14 protein-coding genes are annotated in these 14,459 nt (G+C 43.7%); all 14 read right to left on the reverse strand.

What is annotated here, in order from left to right; translation table 11 throughout:
- Window positions 1–21 precede the first annotated feature (21 nt).
- On the reverse strand, window positions 22–597 hold the full coding sequence (gene pgsA / locus AB4Z17_RS12540) for a CDP-diacylglycerol--glycerol-3-phosphate 3-phosphatidyltransferase (protein WP_138751526.1): 576 nt from the start codon (window positions 595–597) through the stop codon (window positions 22–24).
- 391 nt (window positions 598–988) lie between these two features.
- Window positions 989–1,483, reverse strand: a complete 495-nt coding sequence (locus tag AB4Z17_RS12545) for a YajQ family cyclic di-GMP-binding protein (RefSeq protein WP_076269206.1) — start codon at window positions 1,481–1,483, stop codon at window positions 989–991.
- A gap of 28 nt (window positions 1,484–1,511) precedes the next feature.
- Window positions 1,512–2,462, reverse strand: a complete 951-nt coding sequence (locus tag AB4Z17_RS12550) for a RodZ domain-containing protein (protein WP_441960025.1) — start codon at window positions 2,460–2,462, stop codon at window positions 1,512–1,514.
- An 18-nt stretch (window positions 2,463–2,480) separates the two neighbouring features.
- Complete coding sequence (locus tag AB4Z17_RS12555; protein WP_441960027.1) at window positions 2,481–3,227, reverse strand: DUF3388 domain-containing protein; 747 nt, start codon at window positions 3,225–3,227, stop codon at window positions 2,481–2,483.
- A 210-nt stretch (window positions 3,228–3,437) separates the two neighbouring features.
- Window positions 3,438–3,689, reverse strand: a complete 252-nt coding sequence (locus AB4Z17_RS12560) for a DUF3243 domain-containing protein (RefSeq protein ID WP_076269203.1) — start codon at window positions 3,687–3,689, stop codon at window positions 3,438–3,440.
- A 108-nt stretch (window positions 3,690–3,797) separates the two neighbouring features.
- Window positions 3,798–4,544 carry an elongation factor P 5-aminopentanone reductase gene (ymfI, locus tag AB4Z17_RS12565; RefSeq protein ID WP_076269202.1) on the reverse strand — a complete coding sequence of 249 codons (747 nt, stop codon included), beginning with the start codon at window positions 4,542–4,544 and terminating at the stop codon, window positions 3,798–3,800.
- A complete protein-coding gene (gene yfmH / locus AB4Z17_RS12570; protein ID WP_441960029.1) occupies window positions 4,541–5,827 on the reverse strand; it encodes an EF-P 5-aminopentanol modification-associated protein YfmH in 1,287 nt (428 codons plus the stop codon). Before yfmH ends, ymfI begins: the two co-directional genes overlap by 4 nt.
- A gap of 3 nt (window positions 5,828–5,830) precedes the next feature.
- Entirely contained in the window at window positions 5,831–7,105 is a 1,275-nt protein-coding gene (yfmF, locus tag AB4Z17_RS12575; RefSeq protein WP_441911356.1) for an EF-P 5-aminopentanol modification-associated protein YfmF, read from the reverse strand.
- A 147-nt stretch (window positions 7,106–7,252) separates the two neighbouring features.
- Complete coding sequence (sleB, locus tag AB4Z17_RS12580; RefSeq protein ID WP_441911354.1) at window positions 7,253–8,038, reverse strand: spore cortex-lytic enzyme; 786 nt, start codon at window positions 8,036–8,038, stop codon at window positions 7,253–7,255.
- 117 nt (window positions 8,039–8,155) lie between these two features.
- A complete protein-coding gene (locus AB4Z17_RS12585; protein WP_441960030.1) occupies window positions 8,156–10,834 on the reverse strand; it encodes a DNA translocase FtsK in 2,679 nt (892 codons plus the stop codon).
- An 81-nt stretch (window positions 10,835–10,915) separates the two neighbouring features.
- A complete protein-coding gene (locus AB4Z17_RS12590) occupies window positions 10,916–11,128 on the reverse strand; it encodes a YlzJ-like family protein (protein ID WP_441960032.1) in 213 nt (70 codons plus the stop codon).
- Window positions 11,125–11,862, reverse strand: coding sequence for a ClpP family protease (locus tag AB4Z17_RS12595; RefSeq protein WP_430055122.1), 738 nt, complete (start codon window positions 11,860–11,862; stop codon window positions 11,125–11,127). Before AB4Z17_RS12595 ends, AB4Z17_RS12590 begins: the two co-directional genes overlap by 4 nt.
- Window positions 11,863–12,078: 216 nt before the next feature.
- A complete protein-coding gene (locus AB4Z17_RS12600; RefSeq protein WP_053375776.1) occupies window positions 12,079–13,758 on the reverse strand; it encodes a ribonuclease J in 1,680 nt (559 codons plus the stop codon).
- Window positions 13,759–14,191: 433 nt separating this feature from the next.
- On the reverse strand, window positions 14,192–14,459 hold a 268-nt coding region (locus tag AB4Z17_RS12605; RefSeq protein ID WP_441960034.1), incomplete at its 5' end, for a dihydrodipicolinate synthase family protein.

The raw sequence follows: 14,459 nt of genomic DNA on the forward strand, positions 1-14,459 counted from the left end.
TGACGGAAAGATGCTTTACCATTATTCTACCGGAATCAGATGTTTGTTCTTCAAGAAATAATCAATGCCTGAGTAAACCGTAATAGCAGCTGCAACCCAGCTTGCGATAACATCGAATGGAAAATCAATAAAATTGAATGGGAAATTATTAATAAGGAGAGCGATAATCATCGTAATTTGAATCGCCGTCTTCCATTTTCCCCAAGTGCTGGCAGCCATAACAGAACCCTCTAAAAGTGCGATTTGACGAAGTCCTGTAACAGCAAACTCTCTACTGATAATAACAATTGCAATCAGCGCATTAAGTTTATCCATTTCAACAAGTGAAATGAGAACTGCCGCCACGAGAAGCTTATCCGCCAAAGGGTCAAGCAACTTGCCGAGGTTAGTTACAATTTTGTTTTTCCTTGCAATATAACCATCTAGACCGTCTGTGCTTGCTGCCACAATAAAAATGAGTGCCGCTGCAATTTGATTGTATGTAATGGAGAAGTCAGAAATCGTGAACGACCCCAAATCCACTTTAATAAGCAGAAAAAACATAATAACCGGCACCAAAAATATTCTGGCTAGTGTAATGCGGTTCGCCAGATTCACGCAATTCCCTCCTCAGATCGATCTAACTCATAGGTGTGCGTTACGCGAACCCTTTGTTTGTAAAAAAAATCAGATTTTCGTCCCAGCTGCAACTCATTTGTAAAGCAGCTTTGAGTGACCGCATGTGTTTTTTCTCTCATCTATGTATCCCCCAGATCCAACTGTAAAGCTGTCTAAATAAGTATAATACATGCCATTACACGTGTCAAAAGCGGCTAAAGCCTCATTTTTCATCTTTGGCTTTACCAAAACGAAAAGCCCCGTTTCTCGGAAACCGATGAAACGAAGCCTTTTTAAATATAAGAAAGTATATATTTTGCACCTACTCATCTTATATTTCTTCGTCAAAGCTGCTTCAGCATCCAGAGGAAACTGAAGTAGTTTTTGCTTGTTAGGAACGATAATTAGTAAATTGAAGCTCTACAGGCAAATCTGCTTCCCTAAGCAGCTTCATAACAGCTTGCAAATCATCTAAGCTTTTACCGGAAACTCGCAACTGGTCGCCTTGAATCAAGCTTTTTACCTTCAGCTTTGAATCGCGGATAAGAATATTAATTTTTTTCGAGACATCCTGCTCAATACCCTGTCTTAGCTTAATGCGCTGACGAACCGTATTGCCGGAAGCACCTTCAATTTTTCCGTAGTCCATATTTTTAATTGGAACTCCGCGTTTTACCATTTTGGATAATAAAATGTCCAGCACGCTCTTAAGCTTATATTCATCCTCTGAAGCAACAACAAGGTCTTCCTTCTCAAGTGCAATGGAGCTCTTGCTGCCTTTAAAATCAAAGCGTGTTTCAATTTCCCGCTCCGCCTGCTTAATCGCATTGGCTAATTCTTGCATATCCACCTTGGATACAATATCAAATGCATTTTCTGATGCCAATTCAATCTCTCCTTTGTTACGGTAATCATTATTCCGTTTTCGTTTGATTCGTTCCCGTACCTGTATCTGTGTTAGCGCCAGATTCAGTTCCAGTTTCAGAATTTCCACCTGTTGCAGCGTTTTCGTCAATTAGAGGTTTAAGCAGCAGCTTCTTCGAGCCCGCTCTGTCCCCGTCAGGAACAATAACGCCATCAACCTTAATTTCCGTCAAATCTGCTCTACCAACATTGATATAAAGCGGACCCGTAAGTTCAAATGATTCTACACTGCCGTCCTCAGCATTTGCAGAATAAAGCTTCTCGCCTTGATTGCTGTTTGAACGTACCTCTAACCAGCTTCTGCCGCCGCTCACTTTAACTTCAACCTTATGAGCAACGCCAACAGGACCGATATCATATTGATCCGCTTTGCCTACTTTACTTCCGAAAGTAACCGTCGTTGGTGCTTGTGTTGGTGTTGGCGGAGCTGGATTGTCGGTTGGCGTGTTTTCGTTGCCACCCGCGGTTCCTCCCTCGTTCGTAGCTGGAGGTTTTGAAACTTCCGTGATATTGGTATTGTTGTCGGTTTGTTTGGCACCACCTGTGTCATTATTAATAACATACACCCAGATGACGACAACAATTAAAATAAGAAACGACCACATCATCACATTGAAGCCGATTTTCCCTAGTCTTTCTGAAGACTGGGACTGCACACGTCTTGGTGATCTTGATACAATTGGCTCAGATATTTGTTCTACCGGCGCTGCAGGCACCTCATGCTGATACAAACGAAGCACTTCGTCCGGATCAAGCCCAACAGCTTCTGAGTAATTTTTCACAAATGCTCGTACATAAAAAGGACCAGGCAAAACCGTGTGGTCTCCACTTTCAATCGCTTCCAAATACCGTTTTCTAATTTTTGTCGTTTCTTGAATATCGTCAAGCGTTAATCCACGTTGCTCTCTCGCCTTGCGAAGCAATTCTCCTAAGTCAGACATGAGACGGCCTCCTTCCGATTAGAAATCGTCTGTATAGTTAGTTGTAAAGGACTCATAAGAAATTTCTTCATCTGGGTTGTTCCGTAATTCAACAATAATATCAAAATGGCTGTAATCGTAATTGGATTCCTTAATAAATATGTCCGGATGCTCAATTACTTTAGTTGATGGCATAGCCATAATTTCCTGAAGCAAGCTGTAATGCTTTTCATTTGAACGAATCGTACTGACGATGCCATCAATGATAAAGATTGTATTCGGCTGCATTTCATCCTCTGACATCTGGCTTCTAACCGTCTGGCGCAATAAGGTGGAGGACACAAAGGACCATCGTTTGTTCGAGCATACGCTTCCTGCAATAATGGATTCCGTCTTCCCAACTCGCGGCATCCCTCTTACTCCTATAACCTGATTGCCGTCTCGTTTAAACACTTCACCCAAAAAATCGACCAAAATGCCTAGCTCATCACGTGTAAAACGAAACGTCTTGCGATCATCAGAGTCACGCTCAATGTAGCGTCCATGGCGCACTGCCAAAATATCTACAATTGTAGGCGTTCTCAGTTTGTTAACAGTAATATTATCTACTTTTTGCAGCATTTTGCCAAGCAATTCAATCTTCTCATCATCGTCAGTTTGAAGCAGCATGCCTCTTGTTCTAYCTTCCACACCGTTAATTGTCATAATATTAACCTCAAGCATACCGAGCAATGAGGCGATATCTCCAAGCAAACCCGGGCGGTTTTTATGTATTTTGTATTCCATGTACCATTGTYTCGATTCCAATGCGGTCACCGTCCTAAACCTGTTCTTGTAGAAGTATGTAAAAGAAGATTACATACATCATGAAACATAATTCTACAAGTTTCGTCACAATCCTGCAACCCAAAAAGAAACATTGCAGAAAAGCCTCCTAGAGGAGGCTCTTCTGCTTCTGCTTTTGTTAAGGAAGATGACGATTTCGTACGATTGCTGCTAAGACTCCTGAACGAGCTTGACCATTAAGCATGCAAGTGTTTTGCGTTCTGCTTCATCGCCGGCGTCCCATAGCTGCTTCAATACGCGTTCTTCCTCATTTTTCGGATCGACCTTCTCGTCGAGAAAAGTACCGATTTCGTAAGCTAAGCTTGAAATCGTTTCTTCCGTCATGCCGATTTTTTTGGCTTGCGATACGCGCTCTGCCAAAAATTGCTTCCATGTTGCAAAATTAGAAAGTACGGTTGACATGTTTCTTCGCCTCCTAAGGGTATAGAAAAAAATCATCAACAGTCATATGATGCGTAAACACTGTTCTAATTATGCAACAAGCTTGTCCCAAGCAGCAGCAGCCACCGACTACGTATGCCATCCGCCATTCGGACTAATGACTTGGCCCGTAATATAGGAAGATTCCGGCAGTGCAAGAAAATAAACAAGTGAAGCAATTTCATCTGTTGAGCCAAAACGCCCAACCGGAATTTCCTGCTGAATAGCTGCCTTTTCCTCCGCATTGAACCCATCCATCATTTCTGTCTCAACTGCACCAGGAGCAACCGCATTGACAGTAACGCCTGTCGGCGCCAGCTCTTTCGCCAGCGCCTTAGTAAAGGCGTTCATGCCACCCTTCGTCGTGGAATAGAGAACCTCGCACGAAGCACCTGACATTCCCCAAATAGAAGAAACATTTATGATGCGGCCAAAGCGCTGTGCAATCATATTCGGCATAAATAGCTGCGAACAAAGGAACATTCCTTTTAGGTTGACCGCCATCACATCATCCCATTCTTCCTCTGTCACATCCATTAACATGCCATAATGTGAAATTCCGCCATTATTAACCAATATATCGGGAAGCATATTATGGCTCTCCAGCTTCTCCCGCATCCGCTCCAGCTGCTCCTTAGAGCGCAGATCAGCAGAAATGGTTAACACATTCGCGCCAAGAGCCATGCACATCCGTGCCGTTTCATTTGCTGTTTCATGAGATTGCAAGTAATGGATAACGATATTTACGCCTTCCGCAGCAAATCGTTTAGCAATAGCTGCTCCGATGCCGCGGCTTCCCCCCGTAATAAGAACCGTCATCTGTTGGAGCGTCTTCATTTTGAAGGCTGTTCCACAATGGATACTGCAAGCTGATCAAAATCAAAATGCTCGCGGAGCCGTTCATTCACTTGTTCAAGTGTACATTTCTCATAGAAATCGAGGACGTCGAACATGTCGCTGTCACGGAATCGATATCTTGTAAATTCACCGGCAATTGCTTCTGGGGAGTTAAGCATACGCAAATATCCACCGATTTTTTTACGTTTGGATCTTTCAAACGCAGCAGGCTCAATACCGCTTACCAAAACGGCTTCAACCGCCGTTCGGATTTGCTTTATAAGCTCATCAGGATTTGGAGTATCTCCGCCGATAACGGAGAAAGCATAACCCGTACTCGAATTATACTCGCTTCCAAATGAATCTGAGATCAGATCATTTTCATACAGCTGCTGATAAAGCTTAGAGCTAGGTCCAATCAAAGCATCCAACATCAGCTTGGTCGTTACTTCTTGACGAAGAAGCGCTTCCCCTTCAAGACCTGTCTGCTTTTCTTTGAAGCCCAGCATGCATTTAGGCAATGATACAGGAAGCTCCGTTACCTTACGCGCAATTTTCACTGTTTCCGGCTCTTTCTCAAAATAACGTTCAATCGGTCCTTGTGGTTCAAATGACTTGCTATTTTGATTGTCGCGGACAAGCTGGAATACTTCCTCCGCCTTCACTCCGCCAACAACAAACAACAACATGTTTGATGGGTGATAAAACGTTTCATAGCAGCGATATAGCGTTTCCTTATCTATTTGCCTGATGGACTCGACAGTGCCGGCGATATCAATATGAACAGGATGCTCATGATAAAGCGCATCAATCAATCCAAAATAGACTCTCCAATCCGGATTGTCGCGGTACATATTGATTTCTTGCTCAATGATCCCTTTTTCCTTCTCCACATTTGTATCCGTAAAATAAGGGTTCTGAACAAAATTGATAAGCGTCTCTAAATTCGCGTTAATTTGCTCCGTTGCCGAAAACAAGTATACGGTTCGGTCAAAGCTCGTAAAGGCATTAGCCGATGCACCTTGAGAGGCAAATACTGCGAAAATATCGCCTGTAGGCTCTTCGAACATTTTATGTTCCAAAAAATGTGCAATACCGTCCGGCACTTTTACAGGCGGCTGGCTGCCAACTGAAAAACGGTTGTCAACGGAACCGTATTTTGTAGAAAATGTCGCGTACGTTTTATGAAAGCCTTCCTTCGGAAGCACGATAACTTCAAGTCCATTATCAAGCACTTCACGATACAAGGTTTCCTGAACATTTGGATAATTTAGGGTCTGCACCTTTTATGCCTCCTTTCGATCGCGCAAAAAGTAAATCGTATCGAGCTGTACTTGCTCTGCAACCTTAACGATATCCTCAGCTGTTACCGCTTGAACCTGTTCAAGCAACTGCTCTGCACTTCGATCTTTACCCGTTAACACGCCATTAAAATCATAAGCAATCATCTCATATGCTGAGTCTTGAAGCTCACGAAGGTGATTGGATATCATCGCCTTGGTTTGGTTCATCTCAAGTTCCGAGAGATTTCCTTGACGCATACTTTCAAGCTGCTCTTTAATAATCGCAACTGCTCGCTCGTAATTTGCAAACTCAATTCCGGATTGAATTGTGCATAACCCTTTATGTCCATCAAGACGGGATGCAGCGTAATAAGCCAAGCTCTCTTTCTCGCGGACATTCAAGAAAAGCTTCGAATGAGGGTATCCGCCCAAGATGCCGTTGTACATTAATGCAGCTGGATAAGCATCGTCAACATACCCGACTCCCGTACGAAGTCCTAAATTCAGCTTACCTTGACTCACTTCCATCCGTTCTGTAACCTGTTTTACTTCCTTAACAGGGTGGTGGATGTTAGGCGTTGAATAAGCAGATGGTGAACCATCCTTCAGCTTGAAGGCGCTCGACACAAGCTTCGTTACTTCCTCAAGCGTCGTATCTCCAACGACATACAAGTCAAGCGCTGCATTATCCAGCCACTGCAAATAGGAATCATAAAGTGACGATGAGGTAATGGATTCGATTTCAGCAAGCTTACCTAGTGGATGCAAACGATAAGGCTCATCCGCGCACATTTCTTCCAAGCAGCGCTCAGCAGCGTATCGAATTTTATCATTTACGATCGCCTCTAAACGTTTTCTGAGCGTCGTTTTTTCGGCATCTACATACTTCTGATGGAAACCATTCTGATCTATGAGCGGGTCTGTTATTACATCACCTAGAAATTGCAGCGATTCTGCAAGAAGTGGAGTATCGGATGAAACAAACTCATCATTTATGACATCCATTCGAAATTGAACGATCTGAGAGTCGCCTCTTTTATATACATCAAACCCAAAGCCTGCTCCATATAAATCATCAAGCTTCTCACGAAAAGTAATCGTTTCTGGTAATTTCGCCGTGCCTCTTCTCAGTACAAACGGAATAAGAGCAACCGGTGTTACTGTTGCTTCTTCAAGTGAAAGTCCCGCAAATAACGAAATGGCAAACGTTTTGAATCGTTTTGTAGGCAATACATGCAGACGAATGCGCTGCAGCTGCCCTCTTTCAAATGTGGACACTCAGTTTGCTCCTTTCAACGGCGCGTTATAGAGTAAATCTATTCCATTAAACAAATCACTATACCATTCTAACCTATAGGAAATGGAAGAAGCAACCACTGCTGCACTAGGCAGTAACGGCTGCTTCCTTTCGAGAATGGCTTATAGTTACATACAGAATATATGCTTGCCGATTGTTTTAATTTGTGTTCTTGTCCAGATCCATTTTGAGGTTGCTGTTTCTGGATTGAAATAATAAAGACAACCGCCAGACGGATCTTGGCCGTTTATGGCATCCATAACTGCCTCGCGCGCTTTCGCATTAGGCGTGAGCCAAATTTGACCGTCAGCAACCGCTGTAAAGGCACCAGGCTGGAAGATGACACCATAAATCGTGTTGGGGAAACTTTGAGACTTCATACGGTTAATGATAACCGCTGCAACCGCGATTTGGCCTTCATACGGCTCGCCTCTTGCTTCACCGTATACGGCATTAGCCATAATCTGTATGTCATTTTCCGACAAGCCTAATCGGTTGGAACCTCCAATGGGTGCCTTATTGCCGGAAGAACCAGCATTTTCTTTACCGCCAGAATTAGAACCGGAAGCAGGCGGGGCTGCTGCTGATGGCGTCCATTTTTTGGTTGCTTCCCAGAGCTTCAGCTTTGTTTTGGCACCGACAATACCGTCCGATTTAAGCCCAAACTTCCATTGAAACCAAGTGACCGCATTTTTTGTGCTCGATCCAAACTTCCCGTCTATATCACCTTTAAAATAACCGAGGTGCTTTAGCCGTCCTTGCAATTCTTTTACGTCTTGTCCAGTTGAGCCTACCGTTAAGGTGGCGTTGCTGAACGTTTCCTTTACTCCGTCATGCTTTCCGCTCAGTAACGAAAAGGAACCGAACAACAACAGCACGATAATCGAGGTCACCAAAATCAAACGATTTCTCATGATGGGATCTGCCTTTCTCTTGCAAGTTAGTTCGCTTAAGGTAGCGTTACCTAACTTTAGTATGAGAAGTTGATCCCACTTCTATGCACTTCGTTCCGTTTTCTGCAAACTTCGGTATTATGAGCTAGCTCTTCCAGCTTGAAATTGATCGAGTGTAATTAGCACTTCCCGCGGCTTACTGCCTTCATAAGGACCAACAATAGAGCGAGCCTCCATTTGGTCGATTAATCTTGCCGCTCTAGTATAGCCAATTCTCATCCGCCGCTGCAGCAAGGAAACCGATGCCTGCTTCGCTTCCAATATCACTTGTACCGCCTGATCATAAAGCTCATCGAGCATTTCGTTCCCATCCGTTGTTTCCTCTTCAACTTCCGGTACAAGATCCTCTTTATACTGCGCTTCGGCTTGACCGCGTGCGTAGTTTACTAATGATTCTACTTCCTGATCGGATAAAAAAGCCCCTTGCACCCTGATCGGCTTCGACATCCCAACCGGCAAGAAAAGCATATCACCGCGACCAAGCAGCTTTTCTGCTCCTACCATATCAAGAATGGTGCGAGAGTCTACCTGAGAAGATACACCGAAAGCAATACGAGAAGGAATGTTTGCTTTAATAACGCCCGTAATGACATCGACTGATGGCCGCTGCGTTGCAATGATAAGATGAATACCAGCTGCACGCGCCATTTGAGCAAGCCTTGCAATGGAGTCCTCTACATCGTTTGCAGCAACCATCATCAAGTCAGCAAGCTCGTCCACAATAACAACGATATAAGGAAGAACAGCTGCAGGATTATCGGCCATTAAATTGTTGTAGCCTTCGATATTGCGAGTTGCGGATTTTGAGAAAAGCTCATAGCGGCTTTCCATCTCAACAACAATTTTCTTTAGAGCCAGAGAAGCACGCTTAGGATTCGTAACAACAGGAGCGAGCAAATGCGGAATTCCATTGTATACGTTCAGCTCAACCATTTTTGGGTCAATCATAAGAAATTTAACCTCGTCTGGCGCAGCCTTATACAAAATACTCGTAATAATGCCGTTAATACAAACGGATTTACCCGAACCTGTAGCACCTGCTACAAGCAAATGGGGCATTTTGGCTAAGTTGCCTACGATCGTCTGTCCCGATATATCTCGGCCGAACGCGATAGACAATTTGGACGCAGCATTTTGAAACGCAGTGGTTTCCATTACCTCCCGCATCGTTACGACGGAAACCTCCATATTTGGCACTTCTATCCCTATGGCTGATTTCCCCGGAATCGGTGCCTCCATCCGAATATCCTTAGCTGCTAGCGCAAGAGCGATATCATCCGTTAAACCAACAATTCGGCTAACCTTAACGCCTGTTGCCGGCTGAACTTCATAACGAGTTACTGCTGGCCCGCGAACAACATCCAGTACCTTGGCACGTACGCTAAAGCTTTCCAGCGTTGCCTCCAGCTTTCGGCGAGAGTCGTACATGTCGGATGCATCTGCATTTTTGCTCATTAAATTCGGTTTAGTAAGCAGTGTAAAAGGCGGCAGCAAGTAAGGCTTAGGTGCGTTCTCTTCGGCAATAGGACGTTTCGGAATCGGTTGCTCCGTATCTTCCTCATACATAAGCGCTTCTGAAGAATTAGCACCAGCCTCGATTATTTCAGGCTCCAATAAATCCGTATCATCATCCTCAGCCTCTTCCAGAGTATCGTTTAGCAGCTCTGAATTTGCCAATTCCTGGATAGGATTCGTTTGGTTCCATGCTTCATCACGATTAGGTACAAGCGGCTCATGGTCGATTATAAGACCATCACCAGCATTTTCCCATGGCGGCGTGCTGTCATGCTCATGAATATCTGGAGTCAATTCTGTATGTAAATCGGCGCCGGATTTCTCCCAAGGCGGTTCGATATCATTTTGCCAGGCTGGCTTCACGCTTGCAAGCGTGTCCGTTCCATTTGGCTCGAACACCCATTCATCCTGCGGATGAATGGATATATCAGACTCTTCCTCATCTTGATCCTGTCTCCAAGAGAAAAACAAGGATCTTCTCTTCTTCTTCTTGGGAGGAGCAGCAACATAACTTTCATGATCGTCATCAATCGTTTCATCATCATCATCGAAATCAGCCTGTCCAACATTGGCACTCGCTTGTGCTGCTGCGGCAGCACGCAGGGAAGCTCTCTTCTCCCATTTAGCTGCAAGCAGCTTGAACATGCGATTGCCACGGGTCGTAACCAATCTCCCTAACTCCACATACGACTTACCTGTCATAAGCATGATAGAGATCGCGAACATAACAAACATAATAAGCTTCGCGCCATAATACCCGAACAAAGAGAAAAATAATGAATATTGAATAGCGCCTACAAAACCACCGCTTATTTCTTTGTCTCTGATCGGCAAATCATTTTCGGCCGGTACACTTATTAAAGATAATTTCAAATCGCTGCTAAGCTGATTAAAAATCTTCGACCCTGTCAAATCAACCGTAGGGCTCAGCTTTTGATCAATTTCAGATATGGAGCTCATGAGTGTAAACGCCAGCACCATAATAAACAAACCTGTTCGCTTGTTCGTCCATCCTTTAGGCCAAGCGCGTTTGATCATGACCGCAAGTCCAATGACAATCCCAATTAGTGCTAATACAAAATAAAATTTGCCGAGCACAAGCCCAAACAGCTTGGATAACGAGCGCCCGACAGCCGCCTCACCAGAGAGGGCAATAATTGAAATTGTAATAAGCAAAATTCCATATACTTCATATTTTAAGTTTGTGCCAATTGATTTTTTTCGTCTCTTTTTCTTTGCCAAATCCGTCACCTCTGGTAAAAGATTATACCATAGGTGGGCAAATGTTCCTATGAGACATTTGCACGAACATTTGTTTGTTCATTATTTATAATTCACAATCGTGCCCGGCATTAAATTTGGATTGAGATAGTCATCGAGGCTGCAATCTAATAAACGAATAATTTTCCCCATTCCCGGTGCGATAGGAGTCACCTGCATCTTTACACCATTTGACCATACCTCTTGCGGTTGCTCCATTTCGTCATTAAAGCCCTCCAGCACAACCTCAAGAGGCATATTCGTATAAAGTGTCATTGGATATTCACCTCAATTCTGCCGAGCTTGGAAGCCTCAATTCTTCGGTTTAATTCCTTTAACGCCTCACCCAAGCCGCCAACGGCATCAATCAGACCATGCTTGACTGCATCTGACCCAATAACCGTAGTTCCTATATCCCGTGTAAGCTCCCCCGTCTTGAACATGAGCTCTTTAAATGTATGTTCCGTCACGTTCGAGTGCGAAGTTACAAATCGTACGACGCGCTCCTGCATTTTATCCAAATATTCAAAGGTTTGTGGTACACCGATTACTAAACCGTTTAGACGAATTGGATGTATCGTCATCGTTGCTGTCTCTGCAATAAACGACATATCGCCAGCTACGGCAATCGGAACACCTATGGAATGTCCTCCGCCAAGCACGAGCGTTACTGTTGGCTTGCTGAGTGATGAAATCATTTCAGCTATTGCCAGTCCTGCCTCGACATCGCCGCCTACAGTATTCAGAACGATAAACACACCTTCAATTTTATGATTTTGTTCAGCTGCTACGAGTTGTGGAATAAGATGCTCATATTTAGTCGTTTTATTTTGCGGAGGCAAAACGAGATGTCCCTCCACTTGCCCAATGATGGTCATACAAAAGATATTGGATTCCGTCAATGCAGGAGCCGCTGTCTGACCAAGCTGCTGAATCGTTTCGACAACAGCATTTGCCTTTTTTTTATCGTCTGGAATAGGTTGTTCAGGCTGCTCTGAAGTAAACTGCATGTTTGTGTGACCATTCATTTAAATATCCCCCTCTTATGTTGATGCTCGTCATAGTATGAGGTCTGGTCAAAAAATTATACAAAATACAGTCTAGATCTCTTGATTTGACAAACCAAGCAGAAACGGTTTCGGTTTTTACATAAAAAAAGAATCGCTTGTGTCCGCCGCGGCAATTGCGGAAAGGACAAGCGATTCTTTTCATTAATTATTTATATGTTAAACTTCCATAATGATTGGCAAAATCATTGGACGACGACGAGTCTGCTCGTACAAGAAACGACCAAGCGCATCCTTCACATTCGTTTTGAGCGATGCCCATTCATTTACTTTATCATTCATCAAACGTGTAAGCGTCGATGTTACGATGCGATTGGCTTCATCAAGAAGACCTTCGGATTCACGAACATAAACGAAACCGCGAGAAATAATATCTGGACCAGACAAGATCGCGCCATCTTGCTTGCTTAATGTAACAACAACGACCAAAATGCCATCTTGCGACAAAAGCTTGCGGTCACGCAATACAATGTTACCTACATCGCCTACGCCCAATCCATCAATCAATACGTTTCCTGCTTGTACTTTCGAGCCTTTGCGGCCGCTGCCGTTCTGGAACTCAACTGTATCACCGTTATCAATAACGAAAATGTTCTCGCGCTCAATTCCGATTGCTTCTCCAAGCTTCGCATGCTGACGAAGCATACGATATTCACCGTGGATAGGAATGAAGTATTTGGGCTTAATCAAGTTAAGCATAAGCTTAAGTTCTTCTTGGCTGCCGTGACCAGATACGTGAACGCCTGAAACGGAACCATTTCCGTAAATAACATTTGCGCCAAGGCGGAATAATTCATCAACAGTACGACCAACATATCTTTCATTGCCCGGGATTGGTGTTGCCGCAATAATGACGGTGTCGCCTGGTAAAATATCAACTTTGCGATGTGTCGAACGAGCCATGCGAGTAAGCGCCGACATCGGCTCTCCTTGACTGCCTGTACACAAAATAACAACACGATCAGCAGCTAATTTGTTTACTTCTTCCGGCTCAATAATCATTCCCTCTGGAATATTCAAGTAGCCAAGATCAGAAGCGATACCTACAACGTTAACCATACTGCGGCCAACAACCGCAATCTTACGTTTTGTTGCAATAGCAGCATTTATAATTTGTTGAATCCGATGTACGTTGGAAGCAAAAGTTGCTACGACAACGCGTTGTGACGATTTGCGGAAAATATCCTCTAGATTGTCGCCAACTTGTGCTTCAGATGGCGTGTATCCTGGACGTTCAGCATTTGTACTGTCTGACAATAGCGCCAAAACGCCGCGCTTGCCAATCTCAGCGATACGCTGCAAGTCAGCAAATTGCTCATTCACCGGCGTATGGTCAAATTTAAAGTCACCTGTATGAACAACAGTACCTTCCGGTGTATCCAAGCTGACACCTACGGAATCTGGAATACTGTGGTTCGTTCTAAAGAAGGATGCACGAATCGTGCCTAATTGAATTTCGCTATCAGCATTGATGAGAATACGTTTCGTTTCTCCGAGCAAGCCGGCTTCCTTCAATTTTCCTTCGATAAGTCCGAGTGTTAATTTTGTTGCATATAATGGCACATTTAAGCTTTTTAGTACATAAGGCAAACCGCCAATATGATCCTCGTGACCATGTGTAATAATAATTCCGCGAACTTTGTCGCGATTTTCCGTTAGGTAAGAGATGTCAGGGATAACAATATCGATTCCGAGCATGTCCTCTTCAGGGAACTTAAGTCCTGAGTCAACTACAACGATATCATTGTTATATTGGATGACGTACATGTTTTTCCCGATCTCGCCAACTCCGCCTAGTGCAAAAATGAGCAATTTATCCTGGTTGTTCTTCTTAGACAAGTGTTTTCCTCCTTAAAATTTTGCGAAGCGAAATTCGCTTCGTAATCATTGGGTTAATTTTCGAAGCAAAATAGCTTTGTAAGCATTTTCTTAAATATTTCGAAGCGAACGGCTCCGTAAGCATCTAATTATTATTGCGAAGCTATAATGGCCTCGTAAGTATTGTCGTAATATGGAAAAGCAATATTTATTTTGTACGGATCCACAGGTAATTAATGCCGAACATTGTTTACCTATGCGTTGTTATCGTCAGATGCCGCTCTGACGTTAATTTCATTTCCAAATATTTGCCGCACCCAGTCACTTGAAATCATTATACATGAAGAAAAAGCTGGAATACAAGTGAAACACGATATTGCTATTATGCAATATGCTTCCCAAAAAAATAAAACCGATGCTGGATGCACCGGCTGCAATCAACGATTACGTGTATTTACACCAGTAAATTGCGTAAGAATGCGGCCTCAGCCTCGGTCACAGTAACAAGCGGAAGTCTAACTCCTCCAACTGGCAAACCTTTTAAGCCAAGTGCAAATTTCACGGCCACAGGATTAGGTACAGGATGAGGACAATTGAATAAACCTCTGAAAATTGGATGTAAAATACCATTTATTCGAGCAGCTTCCTGCACGTTTCCGTTCACATAGGCTTCGATTAATTGTTTCATTTGCGCGCCAACGACATGTCCCGCAACGCTAACG

The organism is Paenibacillus sp. TAF43_2 (genome assembly GCF_052113545.1).
Classification (GTDB): domain Bacteria; phylum Bacillota; class Bacilli; order Paenibacillales; family Paenibacillaceae; genus Pristimantibacillus.